Here is a 24,193-nt window from a genome sequence, read left to right as displayed (position 1 = left end):
CGTAGCAATGCCCGATGGGGCGCTCCCGATGTCAACGGGAGCGCCCCATCTTGCGTTGAACGGCGAGTGCCGCGGTATCGAGCGGGTTGTGGGCCTCACGGGCAGCGGCTTCGGGGGAGTAGAGCATGACGATCGAGCACGCAGGCCACCACACGAAGGAAACCATCAGCGCGCCCGCGAGCCCGGCGATCGACGCGGAACCGACTGCCAGGGCGGATGCGGCCACCGCGAGCGTTGCGACCGTTCCCAAGCCGAGGACGACGGGCCGCCACGAAGTCGAGGCCACCATGGATGCAGCACCGAGCAGCGCCCCCACGGCGACGAGCTGGCCGAACGGAAGGTCCTCGGGCGACACGGACGATCCTGCGAGCTCACGGACGAGCTCACCGGTGACGACGGCCCCGATCGTGCAGGCGATCACCACCCCGATTCCGTACGGCAGTTTGCGCAGCAGCGCGACGACGGCGAGGACAGCGACAGCGGTCAGCACAGTGGTCACGTCGATCGCGTCGAGCGCGACGCCCGCCAGTGCGACGGCGGGGGTTTCCTCGGCGGGCACCGACGGCGCGTGCGGTGCCGATATCAGCAACACCGACAGCGCGATCGCGAACGAACCCGAGACTGCCACCCGCGCGACGATTGCATTCTTGCGTGGGCGGGCCGAGCTCCTTCCTGGCACCGTGGTCGTCTCGGTATCACGAGTTCGTCGCATCGGGCCGCTGTCGAGACTTGATGGTGGCATGACCGTCACAGTGCCCGATGCAGCTGAGCGATCGATGTGAGGATGTTGGGAACTCGCTGATGGTTTCCTCGGTAACGGTGCGATCACGGAAGAGCCCCGCACGGGCTCGTGGCGGGAGTAGCAGGGCAGCTCTACTGTCAAGTTGCGGGCATCTGGAAAAACTGCAGTAATTCGGGCGTCGAGAATGTTTTACGCCTCGCTGCAGTCTCGCGACCCGAAGCAGGCGCGAGTGCTGCGGACCGCCGATGTCCGTTTCCGGATGGGTGGACGTCGTGTCCGCTGGACCTCTGGGTCGCCTAGCTGGGCATTTGCCCGCTTATTGTTCCTGATCACAGCATTTCGTAAAGCGAACTATGACTTCGTTGCAAGTCGTTGATTGGATGGGTAAAAGTGTGTGACGATAGTCACATTAGACAGTTCACCCCGGGCGAGACCGTCGAAAAGGGCGTAGTTTCAGCCGCATCGGAAAACCGTGTTCCGTCGTTACATTCAGTTCGATAACGATCTGAAAACGGTCCACAGAACCCGTCGGAGCCTGTCGAAGACGGGTATCCAACACATACGGACGCCGAAAACTCGAAGGAGAAGAACATGACCGCAATGTCTCAGGGACAGCTCGATATGGTCCGCGCGTTCTTTTGCAACGAGTTCCAATCGGACTCCCTCGATCGATCCATCATGCCCGAGCCCACCGTGGATGCGGTAGCCGAGTGGATCGGTGCGCTCGCCGCAAGCGGACTCTTCGCTCCAGCCGAGGTGAGCAACATTTCGTCGGTCTGGGCGGCGGAGCCGGACGCACTGGTTGCGTTGCTGGTCGGCGAGGTGGACGAGATCGCGGTCAGGCGTCACGGAGCTTCCGCGCCTGCTGCTGCGATCGCCACTCCGGCACTGATCTCTGCCTTCGGTCGCGCCAGCTGACTCCTGCCCTCGCGGTGTCTCGACACCCGAGCGTGCTTCGCTTCGATACGATCGATCGACTCCGACTACGGGAGCCGACAGTCGTATGTCGCACAGCGAAGTGAGGGTACTGGATGGGCGCAGTGGGGCTGGACGAAGATGCGGTGTCGACCTGGATCGCAGGATTGGGAATCGGCGCAGCAACCCCGGTGACCTTCCGGCGAATCGGTAACGGGCAGTCGAATCTCACCTACGAGGTGCGCGACGCCGACGCTGGTGTCTGGGTGCTTCGTCGCCCGCCGCTCGGGCACTTGCTGGCCTCTGCCCACGACGTGGTGCGTGAACATCGAATTCTGTCGGCGCTACAGAACACTGCAGTGCCGGTTCCCGACATGATTGCGCTGACCGAGGATCCGTCGATCTCCGATGTCCCTCTGGTACTGATGAGTTTCGTGGACGGCGTTGTGGTCGATTCGGTCGCCGCAGCCGAGCAACTCGACACCGACCACCGTCGCCGAGTCGGGCTCGGTCTGACCGTAGCGCTCGCCGACATCCACCGCGTCGATCTCGATGCTTCCGGTCTCGCCGACCTGGCCAGCCACAAGCCCTATGCCGCTCGTCAACTCGCCCGCTGGACCAAACAGTGGGAGTCCTCGCGCACTCGCGAGATCCCCGGTATCGACTCTCTCGCAACACGACTGGCTGCCGGCATTCCGCAGCAGCACGAAGTGACCTTGGTGCACGGCGATTTCCACCTGAGCAACGTCATCACCACCCGCGACGACGGTCGGGTCGCGGCGGTGGTCGACTGGGAACTGTGCACACTCGGAGATCCACTGGCAGACCTCGGCGGACTGCTGGCCTACTGGCCGCAAGCCGACGACGGCGTCGCGGGCCCGTTCATGGCGTCGACCCTGCCGGGCTTCCCCACCAGGGCCGAGCTGATCGAGTCGTATGCGGGGCACACCGGGCGCGATGTATCGGATGTCGGATTCTGGCAGGTGCTGGCGCTGTGGAAGCTCGCGATCATCGCCGAGGGAGTCATGCGCCGAATGGAAGCGGACTCGCGGAACCGCGCCGTTGCGGGCGGGCCGACCACCACTCTCATCGACGACATCGTCACCCGTGCGGTGAACACCGCCGACGACATCGGCCTGTAGAACCGTCAGCTCGCCGAAGTTCCGATCACCAGAGTGCGTGCTGCGCTTTCGATCTCGGGTGGGATCGCGACCGGTCTGCGCGTGACGTTATCGACGTAGACATGTACGAAACGACCCCGGGCTGCTAGTTCCAGCGCATCGTCCTCGGCCTCCCGGAACAGCGCGAGCGAGTACACGATGCTGCGGGTACCCAGCTTCTCGACGGCCAGGCCGACCTGAAGCCGATCCGGAAAGCTCAACTCGGACAGGTAACGGCACGATGTCTCCGCTACGACGCCGATCGCCGACAAGTCCCGAATGTCCACACCTGTCGTCTCCATCAACCAACCGTTGACCGCGGTGTCGAAATACGCGTAATAGGTGACGTTGTTGACGTGCCCGTAGTGATCGTTGTCGTCCCACCGGGTCGGCACCGGCCACAACGCCGGAAAATCCGACGCACGAGACAACTCCGCGCTTTCGTTCACCTGATCCGCCATGAACGAGACACTAGCCAGTCTCCTCGGGTGCGGTAGCGATCGGGGACTGCCGCCGCAGGATCGCCCGCACCGCGAGTCCGACCACCAACGCCCAGAATGCGGATCCGATTCCTGCGAACGTCAGGCCGGACGCGGCAACGAGGAACGTCAGAACGGTCGCTTCCCTGTCCGACGCATGCTCGAGTGCCCCGAAGAGGGACGCCGCGAGGGTCCCCAACAGTGCAAGTCCCGCAACGGTTTCCACCACTCCTGCAGGTGCCGCGGCCACCAAGGTTGCCAGGGCCGTGGCCAGCAGCGCGAGCACCAGATACGAGCAACCGACGGAGAAGGCCGCGATCCATCGCCGCTTCGGGTCCGGATGGGCAGCGGGATTGGCCGACAGGGCAGCGCTGATCGCGGCGAGATTGATCGTGTGGCCGCCGGCGAATGCACCCAGGACAGTGCCGGTTCCGGTGACCGTCATCGACGCGCGCCATGGGATTCGGAATCCGAACGACGCCATGACCGTGGTGCCAGGAATGTTCTGCGACGCCATCGTGACGATGTACAGCGGCACCGCGATCCCTATCGTGGCCTGCCAGGTCCAGTGCGGAACCGTCCAGTCGATTCCGGGAACGAGATCGGACGCCGCGATCGAGGTGCCGCTGCCGATCAAGTCTGCGGCGATGACAGCGGCCGCTGCAACGAACGCTGCGGGCACTGCCCAGCGGGTGCTGAAGCGGAGAACGACGAGCCAGACGACCGCCACCGGCGCTATCAGCGCGGGGGAGTCGGCGAACGCGGCCACCGGTGCCGAGCACAGGGGTAGGAGAACCCCGGCCAACATTGCTTGGGCAAGAGGTACTGGAATTCTCGAGACCAGCGCACCCAGTCGGGGCCACAGGCCCGTCAGGACGATCAGGATCCCGACCGTGACGAACGCGCCGACGGCGGCGGGCCACCCTCCCACCACCACACCGGTTCCGGCCAGCAGCGCCGCACCGGGCGTCGACCACGCCAAGGTGATGGGCTGTCGGTATCTGCGGGCCAGCCACATCATGCCCAGTGCCTGCGTCACGCACAGCGCCGACAATCCGGACGCCGCCTCTGCCGGGGTGGCACCGACCGCACGCAGGCCGGTCAGCACGACGGCGAAGGAGCTCGTGAAGCCCACCAATGAGGCCACGATTCCGGCACTGATGGGAGTCGAGAGTGGAGTCGGTCCGTAGGCGGAATCGGCAGCGGTCACGAGTGTCGATCATGCACGGTGGGCCGCGGTCTGTCGCATCCTTTCCCAGCGGCCGAAGGCCGCGATGTTCCTCGGGTAGCGGAATGCTGTCGAGGTGGTACCGACGTCGCGTAGTCTTCGGTTGGACCGGACCAGTCCGTACCGCTGGCTCGGCGATTGACCGAAAGGCCGGCGCAGTGGTGATGCCCGTACATCTGAGGGACAGTCAGGTCCCGAAACACGAACAGTTGCGCGCAATTCTGTTGCACCGCTGCACCAAGGAGCTTCAGCCGGGCGACTTGATGCCGAGCGAACGCAAGCTGATGGAGGACTACGGCGTCAGCCGTATCACCGTCAGGGAAGCGATCGGGCAATTGGTCAACGACGGACATCTGGTGCGAGTCCGCGGTAAAGGTACTTTCGTGGCCAGTCGCACCGTGCAATCTCGTCTACACCTGGCGTCGTTTTCGGAGGAGATGCGCGCGCAAGGATTGACACCCACGACGGTGGTGCTCTTCGCTCGACTCGAGAATCCCTCGGCGGCTACCGTTCGTGCCCTGGGGCTGGCGGATGGGGAGCAGACGTACCACGTCAAGCGCCTACGATTGGCCGACGCCGAACCGGTCAGCGTGGACGACGGCTGGTTTCGCGCCGCGCTGCTTCCGGGTCTGATCGGTCACGATTTGAGTAGGTCCGTGTACGAGGCCGTGCACACTCACTACGGTCTGACCATCGACAGGGCCGAGCAGACCGTCAAAGCAACTGCGGCCGACAGTGATACGGCGACCCTGCTGGGCACCAAACGCGGTGCACCGGTGCTGTACTTCGACCGAGTCTCCTTCAGCGGCGACGAGCCACTCGAACATACCGAGAGCTGGTACCGATGCGATCGGTACCAGCTCTCGATGGAGGTGGAAGGCCGGCGACGCACCCCGCAGCGTCGGTGAGATCAGGGCAGCTCGAACAGTGGATCGCCCGATGCCACGGCGGTGCCGATGTGCGCGCTGGTGATCGAATCCGGCTTCGAGTCCATGACGACGACGGGGACGACATCGGAATAGCCCGCCGCTGCGATCGCAGCTGGATCGTAGGTCACGACGAGATCGCCTGCTTGCACGCGATCCCCCTCGGCCGCAACGAGTTCGAAGCCCTCGCCCTTCATCTTCACGGTGTCGATGCCGATGTGCACCAGTACGCCCGCCTTGTCGTCGGTGAAGACGACGAACGCATGTGGGTGAAGTTTGAGTATCTTGCCCGCGACCGGCGAACGAACCTCGACGGGGGCATCGCTCGGGGCCGGGCGCAGTGCGACACCGGAACCCACCATTTGCGCAGAGAACACCGGATCGGGGACGTCGGCAAGCGAGATGACTTGGCCGGCAACGGGACTGAGGATCAGGTTGGCGTCGCTCACAGAATGTCTTCGATATCTTCGGCGAGCGTGTCCGCTTCGGGCCCGACGATGACCTGAACAGCTGTGCCCTTGTGGAACACGCCGTGGGCGCCCGCTGCCTTCAGTGCCGCCTCGTCGACCAACGAGCCGTCCTTCACCTCGGTACGAAGCCGAGTGATACATGCTTCGATCTCGACGATGTTGTCGGCACCGCCGAGGCCCTTCACGATTGCATCCGCCTTGGACATGGTCCGTTCCCACTCTCTGTCGACTGTAATTCCTGTCGGCTGGATCACACGTCTGGGTTGACATGAGCTCGCCACCTGGTCAAACTACAACTGGTAATGACCGGACAGTACCCCTGATGGCAGCCGGTCACAACAGCGGAATCATCCTTGACGGACCAGCCTCGAAGAGAAGGTCGCCATGACCCCGAAGAACACGGACTCGGTCGATACCGAGCCGAAGAAGGACTCCCGATCACTGGCCGGGTTGCAGCGGTTCGGTCGCAGTCTCATGCTCCCCATCGCAGTCCTGCCCGCCGCCGGAATTCTCCTTCGGCTCGGCCAGGACGACCTGCTGGGTAGATTCAGCGCGCTGGAGACCGCAGCGGCGGTCATCTCCGCCGCAGGCCAGGCGGTGTTCACCTGGCTACCCCTCATCTTCGCCGTCGGTATCGCCATCGGCTGGGCCAAGAAGTCCGACGGTTCGACGGCACTCGCGGCCGTCGTCGGATACATGGTGATGAACGGTGTCTTCACGGCGATGTCGCCGGTGGTACTCGACGGAAAGGTCGATGCCAACGGTGACCCCGCAGTGATCGATTACGGCGTACTGGCAGGAATCGTGATCGGCCTGCTCTCGGCCATCCTCTGGCAGCGGTTCTACCGGCAGAAGTTGCCCGACTATCTCGGATTCTTCAGTGGCCGTCGACTGGTGCCGATCCTGACGGCGATCACCGGACTCGTTGTCGCCGTGATCTTGTCGTTCGTCTACCCGCTCTTCTACAGTGCCCTCAATTGGGTCGGCAATACGGTCGCCGATCACAGTGTGGTGGGCAGTGGCATCTACGGATTCGCCAACCGCATGCTGATTCCGACGGGTCTGCACCACATCCTGAATTCGGTCGTCTGGTTCCTCGTCGGCGATTACCAGGATGCGAGTGGGCAGCTGGTACGAGGTGACCTCAACCGATTCTTCGCGGGTGACCCGTCCGCCGGAGTGTTCATGACCGGCTTCTTCCCGATCATGATGTTCGCCCTTCCCGCTGCCGCATTCGCGATCTACCGCAACGCCAAGCCGTCTCAGAAGAAGATCGTCGGCGGAATCATGTTGTCCACCGGCCTGACTGCCTTCGTCACCGGCATCACCGAGCCGCTCGAGTACTCGTTCATGTTCGTCGCCTGGCCGCTCTACATCATTCACGCAGTCCTGACCGGAACCTCGATGGCCCTGACCAATGCCCTCGGAATACACGACGGATTCTTCTTCTCCGCCGGTGGCATCGACTACCTGCTGAACTACGGAATCGCCACCAAGGCATGGTTGCTCATTCCCATCGGCCTCGTGTACGCGGTGATCTACTACTTCCTGTTCAGCTTCGTGATCAAGAAGTGGAACCTGCGCACTCCCGGCCGTGAGGACGATGTGGTGGCCGAACCGACACAGGCATGACCGATTCGGACCCGACGACGCTACGAGGGCGAGTCGTCACCGACGAGGAGGTCATCGAGGACGGTGTGGTCGCACTGGAGGGAGATCGGATCTCGTGGGTAGGACCGACCCGGCTCTGGGCGGGAGATGCACTACCGCAATCCGATTCGACGACGATCCTGCCGGGTCTGGTCGATGTGCACTGCCACGGCGGTGCGGGGGCGTCGTTCCCCGATTCCGCAGCCGCCGATCTCATGACGGCGGTGCGCCATCACCGCTCCCGCGGCACCACGACGATGCTCGCATCGCTGGTGTCGGCACCGCCCGAACGGCTGATCGGCCAGACGTCGCTATTGGCCGATCTGTACGAGTCCGGGGACATCGCCGGGGTGCACATCGAAGGGCCGTTCCTGTCCGTCGCCCGGTGCGGCGCACAGGATCCGGCGTCGCTGCGCAACGGTGATCCGGGTCTGCTGACGGACATCGTCGGTGCAGGACGGGGAGCGGTGCGGTCGATGACTCTCGCGCCCGAGGTCGACGGGTTCGCGGCCGTCGCACAGATCCTGCGAGACAACGGCATAGTGCCGAGCATCGGGCACACGGACGCCGACGCTCTCACCACCCGCCGCGGTATCGAGATACTGGGGAGCGGGCCCATCACGGCGACGCACCTGTTCAACGGAATGCCGACGTGGCACCACCGTGCACCGGGGCCGGTCAGCGAGTGCTTGGCCACCGCGGCCCGCGGCGGGATGGTGCTCGAATTGATCGGTGACGGAGTGCATCTCGCCGACGAGACCGTACGAGCCGTGTTCGACCTCGTCGGTGGTGCACGGATCGCCCTGGTGTCCGACGCGATGGCCGCGGCCGGTATGTCGGACGGCCGATACCGACTCGGACCACTGGACGTGACCGTCCGTCACTCGGTCGCACGCCTGTCGCGTGAGGCCGATTCGGAGACGGCACCGATCGCAGGTGGGACAGCCACCGTATTGGATCTGGTGCGCCGGGCCGTACAGAACGCGGGCGTGCCGCTGGTCGAGGCGGTGCGGGCCGGATCGTCCACACCGGCAACGACATTCGGCTTCGGTGCCGACATCGGCCGCCTGGAGCGTGGAATGAGAGCCGACGTACTGGTGGTGGACACAGCATTCGAGCCTGTGCGGGTCATCAGGGGCGGAATCGCGATAGAGGAGGACAGCTAGATGGAGATCGTGATCCTCGACGGGGTGGACGCGGTAGACCGAACGGCCGCCGACATCGTCGAGCGCGCAGTTCGATCAACCCGGGTATCGACCCCTGTTCTAGGGCTGGCGACCGGATCCACTCCGGTGGGTACCTATCGCGAATTGGCGCGACGTCATCGCGACGAAGGTCTGTCGTTCTCGCACTGCCGGGCCTTTCTGCTCGACGAGTACATCGGTCTCGCGAGAAGTGCGGAGCAGTCGTACTTTTCGTTCATTCGTGAGAATTTCGTCGACCACGTCGACCTGAACGATGCCGCGGTGTTCTCACCCGACGGCGAAGCAGACGACATCGCGGTTGAGGCGCAGCGCTACGACGCGGCGATCGCAGCCGCAGGCGGCATCGATGTTCAGATCCTGGGAATCGGCACCGACGGGCACATAGGCTTCAACGAGCCTGGATCGTCGCTGCGCTCGAGGACCAGGGTGAAGACACTCACCGAGCAGACCCGCGCGGACAATGCCCGCTTCTTCGATTCGCCCGAGGACGTCCCGCATCACGTGCTGACACAGGGGCTCGGCACCATCGACGAGGCGCGTCACCTCGTGTTGATCGCAACAGGGGAGTCGAAGGCCGATGCGGTGACTGCGGCCGTCGAAGGACCGCTGTCGGCGCACTGTCCGGCATCGGTGATCCAGTGGCACCCACATGCAACGGTGCTGTTGGACGAGGAGGCGGCGTCGTCGCTCGCGCTTGCCGATTACTACCGCTACGCCTACGCCAACAAGCCTCGGTGGCAGGACCTGTGAGTCAGCTGCGCGAGAACTCCGAGGCACGGGCGATCTGTTCGTCCGACGGCCGCACACCGGTGTAGAGGACGAATTGTTCTGCGGCCTGCAGGGCTATGACCTGTGCGCCGGTGATCACGGGCTTGTTCGCCGCCCGGGCGGCGACGATCAGCGGCGTCTCGGACGGCATCGCGACAACGTCGAACACCGCGTGCGCCGCGCCGATCTGGTCGTCGGTGAAGGGCGCCGAGTCGGCGTCGGGGCCACCGGCCATCCCCACCGGAGTGACGTTGACCAGCAGATCCGCCGCCACCGCCTCGGTAGACCATTCGTAGCCGTACGTCTCGGCGAGGGCAGGGCCGGTGGTCGCATTACGTGCGACGACCGTGCCTCGGCTGAAGCCCGAATCTCGCAGTGCCGCAACGACAGCCTTCGCCATGCCGCCGCTGCCGGTGACGGCAACCGAGAAGTCGGTCGACAAGGAGTGCGCCGCCAGCAGATTCGCAACGGCTTGGTAGTCGGTGTTGTATGCGTGCAGAACGCCGTTCTCGTTGACGATGGTGTTGACGGAGTCGATGGCACTGGCCGATTCGTGCGTCACGTCGACCAACGCGATGACGTCTTCCTTGAACGGCATGGAGACGGCGCAGCCTCGAATGCCCAGCGCGCGAACGCCACCCACGGCCGCGGCAAGGTCGGTGGTGGTGAATGCCTTGTAGACGAAGTTCAGGCCCAATTCGTCGTAGAGATAATTGTGGAATCGTGTTCCGATGTTGCTCGGTCGGCCGGACAGAGACATGCAGAGCTGGGTCTCACGGTCGAGGAAGCTGCGCGGGTGTGACGTTGCCATCGGCCTTACGTTACGCCGCGCACGTCGAGGCGACCGAGGCGAGAGCCTTCTGATCGTCCTGGGTGATCGGCAGCTCGTACTGGGCGGCCACCGACAGGTACTTGCCCGCGTAGAAGCAGTGGTACGCCGCGTTCGGCGGCATCCACTGCGAGGGAGTCTTGTCGCTCTTGGACTGATTGTCGGCTCCGTTGACCGCCAACAGATTGAAGGCGACGTCGTTGGCGAACCGAATGCGCTTGTCGGCCAACCACGTATTCGCGCCCATGTCCCATGCTGCGGACAGTGGATACACGTGGTCGATCTGAATTTTCCCGGCATCGGATTTGGTGAACTGCAACCGCTCACCGGAGTACGGGTCTGCGAGCGAACCCGACAGGACGACACAGTCGCGAGTGCCGGCACGAAACTCGACCTCCGACATGGACAGCGCCAACACGTTGTCGCGAGTGCCGCAGCCGTCGTGGCCGCCCGGCCCGTCGTAGTCGTCCGTCCACGCCGGTCCGAACACGCATCCTTCGCCGTTCTTGCACCCACGCTCGTACCCGAGGGCGTCGGGTCGGGCAGCGACCACACGAACCTGGGCCAGCAACTGTTCGATCTGCACCCGGGTGGGGCTGCCGGGAGCGGGTGCGGCGGGGGAGAAGCCGGGTAGGACAGTACGGTCGCACGATCCGAACGCAGCCATCATCACCGCAGCGATCACCAGCGCCGTCGCCGCCCACAGTTTTCTCACACACGCCCCATCGTCGATCGTCCGCAGTCTGCCCTCGGGGTAGCAGTGTGCCGGACGGCACCGACAGTGATGCGGCGCCACGAACCGAGGGTCAGCGAACCTCGACGACCACCTTGCCGAGCGAGTGCCCGTTCTCGACGAGGGCGAGGGCCTCACCTGCGCGGACGAGCGGGAACACATGGTCGATGCGTGGGCGCAGCACACCGGTGGCGGTCAGGTCGGCCAGCCGGGCGAAGGCGGCGGTGGTGCGATCGCGTACGACGCCGGAACCACCCCACTCGGATGCGAGCACCGGATCGGCGACGCTGACGATCGGTGTTCCGGGCCCGACGGCAGTGGCGGCTGCGCGCAACGTCTCGCCGCCGACGAGATCGACGATGCCGTCGACCGGCCCGGCGACCGCGTCAGCGATGTCGCTGCCGGATTCGACGAACCTGGCTCCGAGGCTTTCGATCCACTCCCGTTTTCCCGCGCTCGCGACCGCCACGACGTCCACACCGTCCGCACGCGCGAGTTGCAGAACGGCCGAACCCACACCACCGCCCGCGCCGAGTACGAGAACGGTACGGCCCGCAGTCACGGCCAGGCTCCGTACAGCGTCGTATGCGGTTCCTGCCGCCACCGGCAGAGTGGCCGCGGCCGCCCACGACACGGAGTCGGGCTTGTGAGCGGTGCTCGACGCGTTGAGCACGGTGTATTGCGCGTAGCCGCCGTAGCCCGAAGCAGTCCCCCCGAACACGTGGTCCCCGACCGCGAACTCGTCCACACCGGAGCCGACCAGGACCACGGTGCCCGATACTTCCCGACCCAGAACTGCGGGCAGAGTTGTCTGCACGGTGTCTTTGCGGTTGCCCGCCCGCACCTTCCAGTCCGCAGGGTTGACTCCGGCGGCACGTACCGCGACGAGAATCTGCCCCGGTCCCGGCTCGGGGACGGGTAGGTCGAGAAGGTATTCGGTGTCGGGTCCGCCGTATTCGCTGAAGCCGTACGCGATCATGTCCATACTCTGCCCTACGGTTCGAACCGATCGGCACCCTGCCCGGTGGCCTCGGCGGACTGCCTCACCGAGGTGATGTCGGTGCGTCCTGGTTGGATGGACCGATGCTGCACGGTCTGTGGTCCCCCGGTGCCGGACTGATGCTGTGGGACGACGAGATCGCCACCGGCGACGAACCCGATCTGCCCCCGACCCACTCGCAGATGCTCACCAGAACGTTCCGGCACCGCGCGTCGGTGTCGTTCCCGAACCCCGGTCATCGAGCGACCGGCCGGGCCCCGGTTCAGGTTCCGGCTATCGCCCTCGCGCCGCACGACGCCGCGGACCTGCTGTTGCGAACGCCGCCCGATCACCCGTCGATTTCCGGTGACCTGCGATATCTCGCGCACGTCGCCCGCGGAATCGAACGTTGGGTCCGCGGTGGGCGGGTGGTTCCTGCGCTGAAATTGATGGACGGTCAGTGGTGGCCACGGTGGCGTCTGGTCGGCGGTGAGCGTCAACGCGCCTGGCTCAGCGAACTTTCGGTGTCGATGCCACCTGTGCAGCGGGCGGACGAGCGACCCAAGAAGATCCTCGACGACGTGGTCGAGGAGCTCACCGACCCGATCGTCAGATCGCTTCTCGGTCGCCCCGACTCGGAACATGCCCTGCTGTCCGCTCTGATACGGGACGACCCGTATGTCGATGGCACACAACAGATCTCGACCCTGCTGGAGAAGTGGCGCGGAAGTCTCACCGTCGACGAACCGTCACTGGTGCTGCGTCTGCTCGAGCCCGATGACGAGGATGACGCAGCCGATGCCGGCACCGACGAGTCGGCGGAGTCGTTCTGGACGCTGCAGGTATGCCTACGGGCCGACGGTGAAGCGCCGCGTCCGGTTCCGATGAGCCGCAAGGTCGACGCCACACTGCTGTCGATTGCCGTACGCAAGCTCGGCGACGCAGTAGCGGCGTACCCGAGGCTGCGTGATCTGCCTTCCCAGGACGGCACTCTCGATCTACTTCTCCCCACCTCGGTCGTCATCGATCTCGTCGAACACGGTGCAACGGCACTGCAGGCCACCGGCACGACGGTGCTGCTTCCGCGGGCGTGGACGAGGCTTGATCCGTCGATGAGACTGCGCGTCGACTCGCCTGCGGTCACCAAAGCTGCCGCCGATCGTGCGGTCGGCATGGACGAGTTGATCTCCTACGACTGGCAGCTCCAACTGGGTGACATGGTGCTCACCGAGGCGGAGATGAACAGGCTCGCCGTCTCCAAGGGCGATCTCGTACGACTCCGCGGTCAGTGGGTCCTGGCCGACGGTGGTCAGCTCGCACGAGCAGCCAAATACGTCGCCGAGCATCACGGCGACGGGACCGCGCTGAGCACGCTGATGCGCGAGATGACGCTGGCCGATCCACCGCCCGCTCCGGTTCAGGACATCCGGGCCAGCGGATGGGCGGCCACGCTGCTCGAACCGGGCGCGGTGCCGGAGAGCATCCCCGTCCCCGTCGGTGTCAACGCGACTCTGCGGCCGTATCAGCAGCGTGGGCTCGACTGGCTCGCGTTCATGAGTCGGCTCGGTCTCGGCGCGGTGCTCGCCGACGACATGGGTCTCGGCAAAACACTGCAGGTGCTCACACTCCTTGCCCACGAACGACATCCGAGGCCGACACTGCTGGTGGCACCGATGTCGGTGGTCGGCAACTGGCAACGTGAGGCTGCGAAGTTCACGCCTGCACTTCGGGTCCTCGTGCACCACGGCCCGGCTCGGTCCAAGGGAGAGGAGCTCGACCGAGCGATCGCCCAGCACGACCTGATCGTCACCACCTACGCGCTGATGGCCAAGGACCGCGAGCAGCTCGCCGAGCAGACGTGGCGACGAGTGGTTCTCGACGAGGCGCAACACATCAAGAACGCCGGCACCGTCCAAGCCAAGGCAGCGCTCGCCATCCCGGCGGAACACAAGCTGGCGCTCACCGGAACACCGGTGGAAAACCGTCTGGACGAGCTCAGATCCATTCTCGATTTTGCCAATCCGGGCATGCTGGGGAGGCCGTCCGATTTCCGGAAGCGATTCTCGGTGCCGATCGAGCGCGAGAACGACGAAAATGCCGTCTCACGTCTGCGGGCCATCACATCGCCGTTCATTCTGAGACGCGTCAAGACCGACCCGACGGTCATCTCGGATCTGCCCGAGAAGAACGAAATGACGGTGCGCGCGAACCTCACCGCCGAGCAGGCTGCGCTGTACAAGGCGGTCGTCGACGAGATGATGGCGCAGATCGCCGATGCGAAGGGTATGAAACGCAAGGGCGCGGTGCTGTCCGCTCTCACCCGCCTCAAGCAGGTGTGCAACCACCCCGCCCATTTCCTGTCCGACGGTTCGCTCGTGCTCAAGAGAGGTCAGCACAGGTCCGGGAAGATCGGGTTGGTGGAGGACATGCTCGATTCGATTCTGGGCGACAACGAAAAGGTGTTGTTGTTCACGCAGTTCCGGGAGTTCGGTGAGCTCGTGGCGCCGTACTTCGCGGATCGATTCGGAGCCGAAGTGCCGTTCTTGCACGGCGGAGTGAGCAAGACCAAGCGTGATGCGATGGTGGAAAGGTTTCAGAGCGAGGACGGTCCACCGATCATGATGCTCTCGCTGAAGGCGGGTGGTACCGGATTGAATCTCACCGCCGCCAATCACGTTGTGCACCTGGACCGTTGGTGGAACCCTGCGGTGGAGAATCAGGCGACGGACCGCGCGTTTCGCATCGGCCAGCGTAAGAACGTCGAGGTGCGCAAACTGTTGTGTGTCGGCACCGTGGAGGAGCGAATCGACTCGATGCTCGTCTCCAAGCAGGGCCTGGCGGATCTGGCGGTGGGCACCGGAGAGAACTGGGTCACCGAGATGGACACCGCGGAACTGCAGGAGTTGTTCCGGCTCAGCGAGGATGCGGTGGGGGAGTGATGGTCGACTTCTCGCAGTACGGTAAGCGTCGAAAAGCCAAGGGCGGCATCGAGTCCCGAAACAAGCGCGGAGCCTTCGGGCAAACGTGGTGGGGCAGGCATTTCGTCGCTGCGATGGAAGACCTGGCCGATCCGGGTCGTATCGCGCGCGGAAGAACCTACGCTCGTCAGGGGCAGGTGCTCACTCTCGGCGTCGAGCGCGGGCAGATCTACGGCGAGGTGCAGGGCAGTCAGCTCGAGCCGTTCTCGGCCTCGGTCACCGTCGATCCGCTGACGCAGGGTGAAGTGGCCGCGCTCGTCGATCGGGTGCGGTCGAATCCTGGGATGCTGGCCGAGTTGGCGTCCAATTCCATTCCGCAGCCGTTGGCCTCGATGTTGCTGCCACACGACAAAGGCCAGCTCGACTTCGACTGCACCTGCCCCGACGACGGGTGGCCGTGCAAGCATGCGGCGGCGCTGATGTACATCGCCGCCGAGCACATCGACGCGTCCGCGGTGACCATTCTGACACTGCGTGGAGTCGACCTCGATCAGTTGATCGAGGGAGTCGGCGAAAGCGACGGCGGCACGGAGTCCGACGCCGACGACTGGTTCGCCGACCGTGCGTCCTTCCCCGACCTCCCCCAGGTGTCGTTCGCTCCCGCGATGGACGATCTCGATCCGTTGATCCTGCGTCGTGTCTTCCGCGCAGACGGCTCCAACGAGGCCGAGGTCAGCCGTGCCTGCGCCGATCTGAGGCAGTTCTACGACCGAATGTGACGAATTCTGGACTTGCATGGACATCCGACTATAGGATGGGCGCACTTCACTTCCACGCTCCAGGACGGACGAATTCCATGGCTCGCGAACTCACACACTTCATCGGCGGCAAGCACGTCGCCGGAACCTCCGGAAAATTCGGGGACGTCTTCGATCCCAACACCGGTGAGGTGCAGGCACGGGTGCCACTGGCCGATGTCTCCGAGGTCGAGGCCGCGATCGCCGACGCCGAACAGGCTCAACGCGAGTGGGCAACCTGGAACCCACAGCGCCGCGCCCGCGTGCTCATGAAGTTCCTCGCTCTGGTCACTCGAGACATGGACGAGCTCGCCCGTCTGCTGTCCTCCGAGCACGGCAAGACGATCGCCGACGCCAAGGGTGACATCCAGCGTGGCGTCGAGGTCGTCGAATTCTCCGTGGGCGTCCCGCATCTGCTCAAGGGCGAGTACACCGAGGGTGCAGGCGGCGGAATCGACGTCTACTCGATGCGTCAGCCGCTCGGCGTCGTAGCCGGAATCACCCCGTTCAACTTCCCCGCGATGATTCCCCTGTGGAAAGCCGGCCCGGCCATCGCCTGCGGAAACGCGTTCATCCTCAAGCCCTCCGAGCGCGACCCCTCCGTCCCGCTCAAGCTCGCCGAACTCTTCCTCGAGGCAGGACTGCCGCCGGGTGTGTTCAACGTCGTCAACGGCGGCAAGGATGCCGTCGACGTGCTCCTCACCGACGACCGCGTCAAGGCGATCGGCTTCGTCGGTTCGACCCCCATCGCGCAGTACATCTACGAGACCGCAGCCCAGCACGGCAAGCGCGCACAGTGCTTCGGCGGAGCCAAGAACCACGCCCTGGTGATGCCCGACGCCGATCTCGACGAGGTCGCCGACGCACTGCTCGGTGCCGCCTACGGTTCGGCAGGCGAGCGGTGCATGGCGATCTCCGTCGCCGTTCCCGTCGGAGAGGAGACCGCCGACGCGTTGGTCGCCAAACTCACCGAGCGAGTGGCGAAGCTGAAGATCGGCCGCAGTGACGACGAGAGCGCGGACTTCGGCCCGCTCGTCGGCAGCGATGCTTTGAAGCGCGTCAACGACTACACCCAGATCGGTGTGGACGAGGGTGCCGAGCTCGTCGTCGACGGACGCGGCTTCAGCCTCGACGGCCACGAGAACGGATTCTTCGCCGGCGCAACGCTGTTCGACAAGGTGACCACCGACATGCGGATCTACAAGGAAGAGATCTTCGGGCCCGTCCTGATCGTCGTCCGCGCCAAGGACTACGAGGATGCCCTGCGCTTGCCCACCGAGCACGAATACGGCAACGGCGTCTCGATCTTCACCCGGGACGGTGACACTGCCCGCGACTTCTGCTCCCGCGTCCAGGTGGGCATGGTCGGGGTCAACGTGCCGATTCCGGTGCCGATCGCGTACCACACGTTCGGTGGTTGGAAGCGTTCGGGATTCGGCGATCTGAACCAGCACGGACCCGATTCGATCCGCTTCTACACCAAGACCAAGACCGTCACCCAGCGCTGGCCGTCGGGCACCAAAGAAGCTGTCGCACAGAATCACTTCGTCATTCCGAACATGGACTGATCCGGCGATGTTCACCTTGAACGAGGACGAGCGAGCGATCAACGACACCGCTCGCGAATTCGCCGACGAGTTCCTGGCACCGAGTGCCATCGAGTGGGATCAGCAGAAACACTTCCCGGTCGACGTGCTGCGCAAGGCAGCGGGACTGGGGATGGGCGGCATCTACATTCGCGAGGATGTGGGCGGATCGGGCCTGACCAGAGTCGATTCGGTGAGGATCTTCGAGCAGTTGGCCACCGGTGACCCGTCCATCGCGGCGTACATCTCCATTCACAACATGGTTGCGTGGATGATCGACACCTACGGCGACGACGAGCAACGGCAGCGTTGGCTTCCGGGCCTGTGCGCGATGGATCAGTTGGGGAGCTACTGCCTCACCGAGCCGGGCGCGGGATCCGATGCCGCGATGTTGGCCACCAAGGCGGTGCGCGACGGTGACGAGTACGTGTTGGACGGCGTCAAGCAATTCATCTCCGGCGCAGGCACATCCGAGGTGTACGTCGTGATGGCGCGCACCGGTGCACCGGGGCCGCGTGGCATCTCGGCGTTCATCGTGCCGAAGGACTCCGCGGGTCTCTCGTTCGGAGCCAACGAGAAGAAGATGGGCTGGAATGCTCAGCCAACCCGGCAGGTCGTTCTCGAAGGAGTCCGCATTCCGGCCGAGAACCTGCTCGGCAACGAGGGCGACGGGTTCCGTATCGCGATGAACGGTCTCAACGGCGGGCGCATCAACATCGCCGCGTGTTCGATCGGCGGGGCGCAGTCCGCTCTCGACAAGGCCGTTGCCTACCTCGCCGAGCGCAAGGCGTTCGGGGCGCGGTTGCTCGATGCGCAGGCGCTCCAGTTCCGACTGGCCGACTTCACGACCGAACTGGAGGCGGCCCGCACGCTGCTGTGGCGGGCCGCGGACGCGTTGCAGAACGACGCTCCGAACAAGGTCGAAATGTGTGCGATGGCAAAGCGTTTCGGAACCGATGCCGGGTTCGACGTCGCCAACGGAGCGCTGCAACTGCTGGGCGGCTACGGCTACCTCGCAGAATACGGCGTCGAGAAAATCGTTCGTGATCTTCGAGTGCACCAGATCCTGGAAGGCACCAACGAGATCATGCGGCTGGTCGTCGCTCGATCGATCGTGGGCGCCGTATGAGTGACGTGATCCTCGAGGTCTCCGGCGGTATCGGTCGAATCACCCTCAATCGTCCCAAAGCCATCAACGCCCTCGATCATGCGATGGTGCGCGAGATCGCACCGGCATTGGCGCAATGGGCAACCGACGATGCCGTCGACGTCGTCCTGCTGACCGGAGCCGGTGAGCGCGGATTGTGCGCAGGCGGCGACATCGTCTCGATCTACCACGACGCCAAGGACGGCGGCAGCGGTAGCAGGGACTTCTGGCGCGAGGAGTACATCCTCAACGCCGCGATCGCCCGGTTCCCCAAGCCGTTCGTGGCCATCATGGACGGCATCGTCATGGGCGGAGGCGTCGGACTCTCGGCACATGCCAACACTCGCATCGTGACCGAGCGATCGAAGATCGCGATGCCCGAGGTCGGAATCGGTTTCGTTCCGGATGTGGGTGGCACGTACCTGCTCTCGCGTGCACCGGGCGAGATCGGCACCCATTTCGCGCTCACCACGGCGCGGATGAATGCCGCCGACGCCATCGCGGTCGGCTTCGCCGATCACTACATCCCTTCCGACAAGCTGGAAGACTTCTACTCGGCACTCGAGACGGTCAGCGTCGGAGAGGCCGTCGCAGCGTTCAGTGAGCCGGCACCGGAGTCCACAGTTGCCGGCCAGCAGGAATGGATCGACGAGTGCTACGCCGGCGACGACGTCCAGGGCATCGTGGACGCGCTGGCCGCCAGCACAGTACCCGAGGCACAGAAGTCGGCGGAGGACATTGCGTCCAAATCGCCTGTCTCGCTCGCAGTGACTCTGAGATCGCTGCGTCGGGCAGCGACACTGCCGACGCTCGAGTCTGTACTCGACGAGGAATACCGCGTGTCGGTCGCGTCGCTGAGCAGCCACGACCTCGTCGAGGGAATTCGAGCACAGGTGGTCGAGAAGGACCGCAACCCGCAATGGCAACCACGTACGTTGGCAGAGGTCACGCCCGAGGATGTAGACCGGTACTTCGCGCCCCTGGGCGACGCGGAACTGGGCCTGTCGAACGCACACACAGAAGGTGAGCAGTCATGAGCGAGAAGACGATCGGCTTCATCGGCCTCGGCCACATGGGTGGACCGATGGCCGCCAATCTGGCTGCGGCCGGCTACACGGTGCAGGGATTCGACCTGGTTCCCGCCGCGCTCGAGCAGGCCACGAAGGACGGCGTCACCGTGGTGGAGTCGGCCGTGGCCGCCGTCGCCGGTGCCGACATCGTCATCACGATGCTGCCCAACGGCCGACTGGTGCTCGGGTTGTATGCGGACCTGCTGCCTGCTGCCGCGCCGGGCACGTTGTTCATCGACTCCTCGACCATCGACGTCGCCGACGCGCACGCCGCGCACAAGCTCGTGCACGAGGCAGGCCATCGCAGTCTCGACGCGCCGGTATCCGGAGGTGTCGGGGGAGCCGCGGCAGGAACGTTGACCTTCATGGTCGGCGGTTCCGAGAAGGATTTCGCCTCTGCCGCAGCAGTTCTCGACGTCATGGGTCGCAAGGTGGTGCACTGCGGCGCAGCAGGTAACGGTCAGGCCGCCAAGATCTGCAACAACATGATCCTCGGAGTGTCGATGATCGCCATCAGCGAGGCCTTCGTGCTGGGGGAGAAGCTGGGCCTGAGCAACCAGGCACTGTTCGACGTGGCGTCGACTGCGTCCGGTCAATGCTGGGCACTGACCACGAACTGCCCGGTGCCCGGACCGGTCCCGACGAGCCCTGCCAACAACGAGTACAAGCCCGGCTTCGCTGCGGCTCTCATGGACAAGGACCTGGGTCTGGCGGCGAATGCACTGCGCGACAACGGTGTCGAGGGTGTTCTGGGTCTGGCCGCAGCCGAGCTGTACGCTCGATTCAAGGAAACGTCCGGGGGCGGCACCGATGTCGACTTCTCCGGCATCATCAACGACATCCGCGAGCGCTCGAACGGAGCAGGCCTGTGAGTGACTACGAGACGGTTCTGCTCGAGCGTCGGGGACGCGTCGGCATCATCACGCTCAACCGTCCGAAGGCGTTGAACGCGCTCAACTCCGAGCTGATGCGTGAGGTCGTCTCGGTGGTCGAGGAACTCGACGCGGACTCCGACATCGGTGCGATCCTGATCACCGGTTCCGAGCGGGCATTCGCTGCTGGGGCCGACATCAAGGAGATGCAGCCCAAGTCCTACATGGACGTGTACCTCGACGACTTCTTCGCGGCCTGGGATCGGCTGGCATCGGCTCGGACGCCGCTGATCGCAGCGGTCTCCGGTTACGCACTCGGCGGCGGGTGTGAACTCGCGATGCTGTGCGATGTTCTGATCGCCTCGGACACCGCGGTATTCGGACAACCCGAGATCAAACTCGGCGTCATTCCGGGAATCGGCGGGTCGCAGCGCCTGACGCGTGCGGTGGGCAAGGCCAAGGCCATGGAGATGTGCCTGACCGGTCGCAACATGAAGGTCGAGGAAGCCGAGCGAGCAGGATTGGTCTCGCGCATCGTGCCGGTCGCGGATCTGCTCGACGACGCCATCGTGACCGCGACCACCATCGCCGAGATGTCGCTACCGGTTGCCATGATGGCGAAGGAAGCGGTGAACCGATCGTTCGAGTCGAGCCTGGCCGAGGGTGTGTTGTTCGAGCGCCGCGTGTTTCATTCGACGTTCGCCACGGAGGATCAGAAGGAAGGCATGTCGGCGTTCATCGAGAAGCGAACGCCGAACTTCCGGCACCGCTAGGGCCGGTCCACCCTACCTGTCTGGGGACAGGAGCGCGGCCCCGCGGGCCGAGACGAGTTCCGGCATCGACGGCACCAGAGTCGTCAGGCCGGTCCGCAGTTCGAGCGACCGAGCTATCGACGTGATGTTCGCGCCGCCGCCGACCACGACGATGGACTGCGGCCTGGCACTGGACAATTGGATGGTCTGCTCGACGAGCATGCCCACGTACCGCACCGGTCCGGCGATCAGATCGTCGAAGTCGCGTCGGGTGAGCACATGCCGTGCAGTACCGGATGGGTCCGTGGTGCTGACGACGGAATCGACGCTGAGTTTCTCCTTGATGGATCGGCTGGCGTCGATTCCGACGCGTACGCCCTTGGACGAGAGCAGTCGACGAACCGAATGGTCGAGATCGTCGCCGCAGAAGGTGGCCGTGCGTCGTGTCATGAGAGTGCGAGTGGAGGCGAGATCGACGACAGTGACGGTGGTTCCGGTACTGCCGATATCGCACAGCACAGTGACACCGTGGTTGGGTACCAGCCCGATGAAACGCAGATAGCGCACTTGCGCAGCGGTTTCCGGCACCAGCGATGCCGTGCGGGCCGCGCCGCTGGTGGCGACCGAACCGGGATCGGTCGCCACCCGGTACGCGATGGCGGAGAACTGCACCGGCAGCGACATCGACCCGGCGATGGAATGTACGGCGTCGACGCCGGTGGCAATGGTGGTGGCCAAGGACTGGCCGGGCGCGCGGCGCACCGTCCGCGCCACGATGGGTGTTCGATGGGGGCTGTCCAGATAGGTCAAGATCGCACGTGCACCGTGTGCACCTGCCCCGACTCCCAATACCAGCACCCGGCCCCACCCTTCAGCAGATCGACTCCGCCTTGTTCACAGAGCAATTCCACCACGAACGGTACGGGTGTGCCATTAATTTGTGACGAGTCACGACAGATATCAGAACGATGTGGCTATGTCATCACTGTCGAAATCGCCTGCATCCGAACGTAGTTCCGCCAGGATACGGACCAGTGTGAGCAGCTTGTCGCGGGCCAGGCCGGGGTGGGTGAACACCAGCGAGTTCAAGCGCTCGGTAGCCTCGAGGGCCAATGCCCGTCCCTGCTCGGTGATTTCGACGAGAGTGGTGCGACGATCGCTCGGATGGGGAATGCGGCGAACGTATCCCACGGATTCGAGACGGTCCACAGCGTTGGTCACGCTCGTCGGGTGGACCTGTAGACGTGCGCTCGCCTTGGCCATCGGCAGAGCGCCGTTCTTGGTGAACGTCAACAACGTCAGCAACTCGTACCGCGAGAAGGTCAGCCCGGTCGGCTTCAATGCCTCCTCGACGCGGGCCAGCATGATCTGCTGCGCGCGCATCAGCGATGTCACCGCAGCCATTCCGTCGGCGGCGTCGGACCACCCGTGCTTGGACCACTGACGGTGGGCCTCTGCAATGGGATCGAGTGGCAACGGAGACGGTGCAGGCATAGCGACCATCCTCCCACGGTGTCGGCTTCGTGCGACTACCGAATCGCGTTGCGAAGTACCGCCAGAGGTACCCGATCCGTGATCGCAACCCGAACGCGCGAGATCTGCTCTCGGGCTTGGGCTGTGCGCGCGGTGTCGGTCTCGCCGCTCACCAATGCCCTGTCCAGGAGCTCGAGTTGAGCCAGTACGGCGTCGACGTGGTCGGTCGACCGCGCCGCGCGGCCCACTCGCTCGGCGAGACGAATTCCGGCTTCCACCACCATCGGGCTTCCGGTGCCGTAGATCCGCACCGCATCCAGTGCGTGATCGATCAGCGACTCGACCGCCACGCGGCCGATGATCACTCGCACGATGCCGTCGGAGTCACACCGTGCACGGCAGGGCATCGGACGCTGGACGACCGCGACGAGTCCGACGGAGAGGTCGTCGATGGCGTTGCGTGCCGTGTACGGGTCGTTGACCCCGGTGGACAGCGCGCGCACGGCCATTTCGGTCATCTGCTCGACGGCGAAGGCTATGTCGTGCCGGGGTGTTCGGCTGGTGCCGATGTCGAAGGATCCTCGTACTCGGCCGATCGCGTCCTCGGATATGTCGGCCGAACGATCGGCGAGGATGTCTGCGAGGGGTTCACCGGCGACGACATGGTCACCGGGCGCTCGATGAATCTCGACCATGGTGCTGCTGTCGGTGGCGATGCCCAGGACACCGACCTCATCGATATCGATGATCACTCCGGATTCCTCGGCGAGCACCGTGGTGTAGACGGGTGGCTTGGAAATTCCGTCTGCCGACGCCGCGTCGTCGGGTTGCTCGAGTGGATACAGAGCGTCGACGGACTCCGACAACTCGTCGCGGACTCGGGCGGACAGCGTGGCGACCTGAATCGACTGAGCGATGTGATGAATGAAGTACACGAGCACACCCACGTCGACGACCGCGAGGGCGACGGCAACGTTGACGGCGATGTCGGGCACGAATACCGAGCCGTCGGATTCGATCGATCGAATCGACCGCAACACCATCAGTGAGTACAGGAATGTGGCACCGAAGATGCCGAGTACCACCTGATTGCCTCGGTCTGCCATGAAGTTTCGCACCAGACGAGGGCCGTACGACGAACTGGCGGTGGCGAGTACGGAGATCGTGATGGAGAACGACGTCGCGGCCACTCCCAACATCGAGCCGCCGATGGCACCGAGAATGTCTCTGCTGCCACTGGCGCCGACGTGATAGAGCAGCGAGCCCGTCAGATCCACCCGGGTGTCGAGCAGATAGCGGTCGAGACTCACCAGGGCCTGCGCGAGCAGGAGCGCGCAGACTCCCAGGACAGCGGGGATGAACCAGAACGACTCCCGCAACGTGGCCATGTGTTCCTTCATGAGCCACAGTCTTCCCCGGGGTATCCGAATCAATCATCGGGGTTCGAATCACGATGATCGAAACGGTGGGCCACGCCCATCCGATACGGCATCG

The 24,193-nt window shown here is 64.6% G+C and carries 24 protein-coding genes; 13 read left to right on the top strand and 11 right to left on the bottom strand.

Going from position 1 to position 24,193, the window contains the following annotated elements:
* Positions 1-31: 31 nt before the first annotated feature.
* A complete protein-coding gene (locus CH275_RS04290; protein WP_143546677.1) occupies positions 32-742 on the bottom strand; it encodes a hypothetical protein in 711 nt (236 codons plus the stop codon).
* A 591-nt stretch (positions 743-1,333) separates the two neighbouring features.
* Between CH275_RS04290 and CH275_RS04285 the strand changes: the two genes are divergently transcribed.
* Both CH275_RS04285 and CH275_RS04280 read left to right on the top strand, forming a co-directional pair.
* Positions 1,334-1,660 (top strand): hypothetical protein, encoded by a 327-nt coding sequence (locus CH275_RS04285; RefSeq protein WP_094675532.1) that lies wholly within the window; start codon positions 1,334-1,336, stop codon positions 1,658-1,660.
* Between the two features lie 113 nt (positions 1,661-1,773).
* Positions 1,774-2,799 carry a phosphotransferase family protein gene (locus CH275_RS04280; protein ID WP_094675530.1) on the top strand — a complete coding sequence of 342 codons (1,026 nt, stop codon included), beginning with the start codon at positions 1,774-1,776 and terminating at the stop codon, positions 2,797-2,799.
* 5 nt (positions 2,800-2,804) lie between these two features.
* Here the strand turns inward: CH275_RS04280 and CH275_RS04275 are convergent, their stop codons facing one another.
* Both CH275_RS04275 and CH275_RS04270 read right to left on the bottom strand, forming a co-directional pair.
* On the bottom strand, positions 2,805-3,278 hold the full coding sequence (locus CH275_RS04275; RefSeq protein WP_094675528.1) for an acyl-CoA thioesterase: 474 nt from the start codon (positions 3,276-3,278) through the stop codon (positions 2,805-2,807).
* Between the two features lie 10 nt (positions 3,279-3,288).
* Positions 3,289-4,506, bottom strand: a complete 1,218-nt coding sequence (locus CH275_RS04270) for a benzoate/H(+) symporter BenE family transporter (RefSeq protein WP_094675526.1) — start codon at positions 4,504-4,506, stop codon at positions 3,289-3,291.
* 179 nt (positions 4,507-4,685) lie between these two features.
* Here CH275_RS04270 and CH275_RS04265 point away from each other — a divergent pair, with 179 nt between their 5' ends.
* The gene (locus CH275_RS04265) at positions 4,686-5,432 is read left to right on the top strand and encodes a GntR family transcriptional regulator (protein WP_094675596.1); all 747 of its coding nucleotides are present in this window, start codon (positions 4,686-4,688) and stop codon (positions 5,430-5,432) included.
* Between the two features lie 2 nt (positions 5,433-5,434).
* Here the strand turns inward: CH275_RS04265 and CH275_RS04260 are convergent, their stop codons facing one another.
* Positions 5,435-5,899: a PTS sugar transporter subunit IIA gene (locus CH275_RS04260; protein WP_094675524.1), complete on the bottom strand. Its 465-nt coding sequence runs from the start codon at positions 5,897-5,899 to the stop codon at positions 5,435-5,437.
* Complete coding sequence (locus tag CH275_RS04255; RefSeq protein ID WP_032378914.1) at positions 5,896-6,126, bottom strand: glucose PTS transporter subunit EIIB; 231 nt, start codon at positions 6,124-6,126, stop codon at positions 5,896-5,898. The genes CH275_RS04260 and CH275_RS04255 overlap by 4 nt, the downstream gene beginning before the upstream one ends.
* A gap of 178 nt (positions 6,127-6,304) precedes the next feature.
* Here CH275_RS04255 and CH275_RS04250 point away from each other — a divergent pair, with 178 nt between their 5' ends.
* Genes CH275_RS04250 through nagB form a run of 3 tightly spaced genes read left to right on the top strand, consistent with a single transcriptional unit; the run spans position 6,305 to position 9,525 of the window.
* Positions 6,305-7,552: a PTS transporter subunit EIIC gene (locus tag CH275_RS04250; RefSeq protein ID WP_094675522.1), complete on the top strand. Its 1,248-nt coding sequence runs from the start codon at positions 6,305-6,307 to the stop codon at positions 7,550-7,552.
* The gene (locus CH275_RS04245) at positions 7,549-8,736 is read left to right on the top strand and encodes an N-acetylglucosamine-6-phosphate deacetylase (RefSeq protein WP_094675520.1); all 1,188 of its coding nucleotides are present in this window, start codon (positions 7,549-7,551) and stop codon (positions 8,734-8,736) included. Before CH275_RS04250 ends, CH275_RS04245 begins: the two co-directional genes overlap by 4 nt.
* A complete protein-coding gene (gene nagB / locus CH275_RS04240; RefSeq protein WP_094675518.1) occupies positions 8,737-9,525 on the top strand; it encodes a glucosamine-6-phosphate deaminase in 789 nt (262 codons plus the stop codon).
* 1 nt (position 9,526) lies between these two features.
* On the opposite strand, the gene CH275_RS04235 is transcribed toward nagB, so the two are convergent.
* From CH275_RS04235 to CH275_RS04225, 3 genes are all read right to left on the bottom strand, one after another.
* A complete protein-coding gene (locus CH275_RS04235) occupies positions 9,527-10,354 on the bottom strand; it encodes a shikimate 5-dehydrogenase (RefSeq protein WP_094675516.1) in 828 nt (275 codons plus the stop codon).
* A 10-nt stretch (positions 10,355-10,364) separates the two neighbouring features.
* Entirely contained in the window at positions 10,365-11,042 is a 678-nt protein-coding gene (locus tag CH275_RS04230; RefSeq protein WP_094675594.1) for an HNH endonuclease family protein, read from the bottom strand.
* Between the two features lie 136 nt (positions 11,043-11,178).
* On the bottom strand, positions 11,179-12,084 hold the full coding sequence (locus CH275_RS04225) for an NADP-dependent oxidoreductase (RefSeq protein ID WP_094675592.1): 906 nt from the start codon (positions 12,082-12,084) through the stop codon (positions 11,179-11,181).
* Positions 12,085-12,188: 104 nt separating this feature from the next.
* On the opposite strand from CH275_RS04225, the gene CH275_RS04220 reads away from it, so the two are divergent.
* The 7 genes from CH275_RS04220 (at position 12,189) to CH275_RS04190 (ending at position 21,247) form a co-directional block, all read left to right on the top strand.
* Positions 12,189-15,023, top strand: coding sequence for a DEAD/DEAH box helicase (locus CH275_RS04220; protein ID WP_094675514.1), 2,835 nt, complete (start codon positions 12,189-12,191; stop codon positions 15,021-15,023).
* Positions 15,023-15,781: an SWIM zinc finger family protein gene (locus CH275_RS04215; protein WP_094675512.1), complete on the top strand. Its 759-nt coding sequence runs from the start codon at positions 15,023-15,025 to the stop codon at positions 15,779-15,781. Before CH275_RS04220 ends, CH275_RS04215 begins: the two co-directional genes overlap by 1 nt.
* 77 nt (positions 15,782-15,858) lie before the next feature.
* Entirely contained in the window at positions 15,859-17,367 is a 1,509-nt protein-coding gene (locus CH275_RS04210; protein WP_094675510.1) for a CoA-acylating methylmalonate-semialdehyde dehydrogenase, read from the top strand.
* 7 nt (positions 17,368-17,374) lie between these two features.
* Positions 17,375-18,514: an isobutyryl-CoA dehydrogenase gene (locus CH275_RS04205; protein WP_094675508.1), complete on the top strand. Its 1,140-nt coding sequence runs from the start codon at positions 17,375-17,377 to the stop codon at positions 18,512-18,514.
* A complete protein-coding gene (locus tag CH275_RS04200) occupies positions 18,511-19,569 on the top strand; it encodes an enoyl-CoA hydratase/isomerase family protein (protein WP_094675506.1) in 1,059 nt (352 codons plus the stop codon). The genes CH275_RS04205 and CH275_RS04200 overlap by 4 nt, the downstream gene beginning before the upstream one ends.
* Complete coding sequence (mmsB, locus tag CH275_RS04195; RefSeq protein ID WP_094675504.1) at positions 19,566-20,474, top strand: 3-hydroxyisobutyrate dehydrogenase; 909 nt, start codon at positions 19,566-19,568, stop codon at positions 20,472-20,474. The genes CH275_RS04200 and mmsB overlap by 4 nt, the downstream gene beginning before the upstream one ends.
* The gene (locus tag CH275_RS04190; RefSeq protein WP_094675502.1) at positions 20,471-21,247 is read left to right on the top strand and encodes an enoyl-CoA hydratase; all 777 of its coding nucleotides are present in this window, start codon (positions 20,471-20,473) and stop codon (positions 21,245-21,247) included. The genes mmsB and CH275_RS04190 overlap by 4 nt, the downstream gene beginning before the upstream one ends.
* 12 nt (positions 21,248-21,259) lie before the next feature.
* On the opposite strand, the gene CH275_RS04185 is transcribed toward CH275_RS04190, so the two are convergent.
* The 3 genes from CH275_RS04185 to CH275_RS04175 form a co-directional block, all read right to left on the bottom strand.
* Positions 21,260-22,084: a hypothetical protein gene (locus tag CH275_RS04185; RefSeq protein ID WP_094675500.1), complete on the bottom strand. Its 825-nt coding sequence runs from the start codon at positions 22,082-22,084 to the stop codon at positions 21,260-21,262.
* Between the two features lie 102 nt (positions 22,085-22,186).
* Positions 22,187-22,720, bottom strand: coding sequence for a MarR family winged helix-turn-helix transcriptional regulator (locus CH275_RS04180; RefSeq protein WP_094675498.1), 534 nt, complete (start codon positions 22,718-22,720; stop codon positions 22,187-22,189).
* A 35-nt stretch (positions 22,721-22,755) separates the two neighbouring features.
* The gene (locus CH275_RS04175) at positions 22,756-24,099 is read right to left on the bottom strand and encodes a DUF2254 domain-containing protein (protein ID WP_094675496.1); all 1,344 of its coding nucleotides are present in this window, start codon (positions 24,097-24,099) and stop codon (positions 22,756-22,758) included.
* Between the last annotated feature and the right edge of the window lie 94 nt (positions 24,100-24,193).

It is taken from the genome of Rhodococcus sp. 06-235-1A (assembly GCF_002258785.1).
In the GTDB taxonomy this organism is placed as follows: domain Bacteria; phylum Actinomycetota; class Actinomycetes; order Mycobacteriales; family Mycobacteriaceae; genus Rhodococcoides.
The sequence above is the reverse complement of the archived record's forward strand: the minus strand, read 5'-3'. Positions and strand labels throughout refer to the sequence as shown.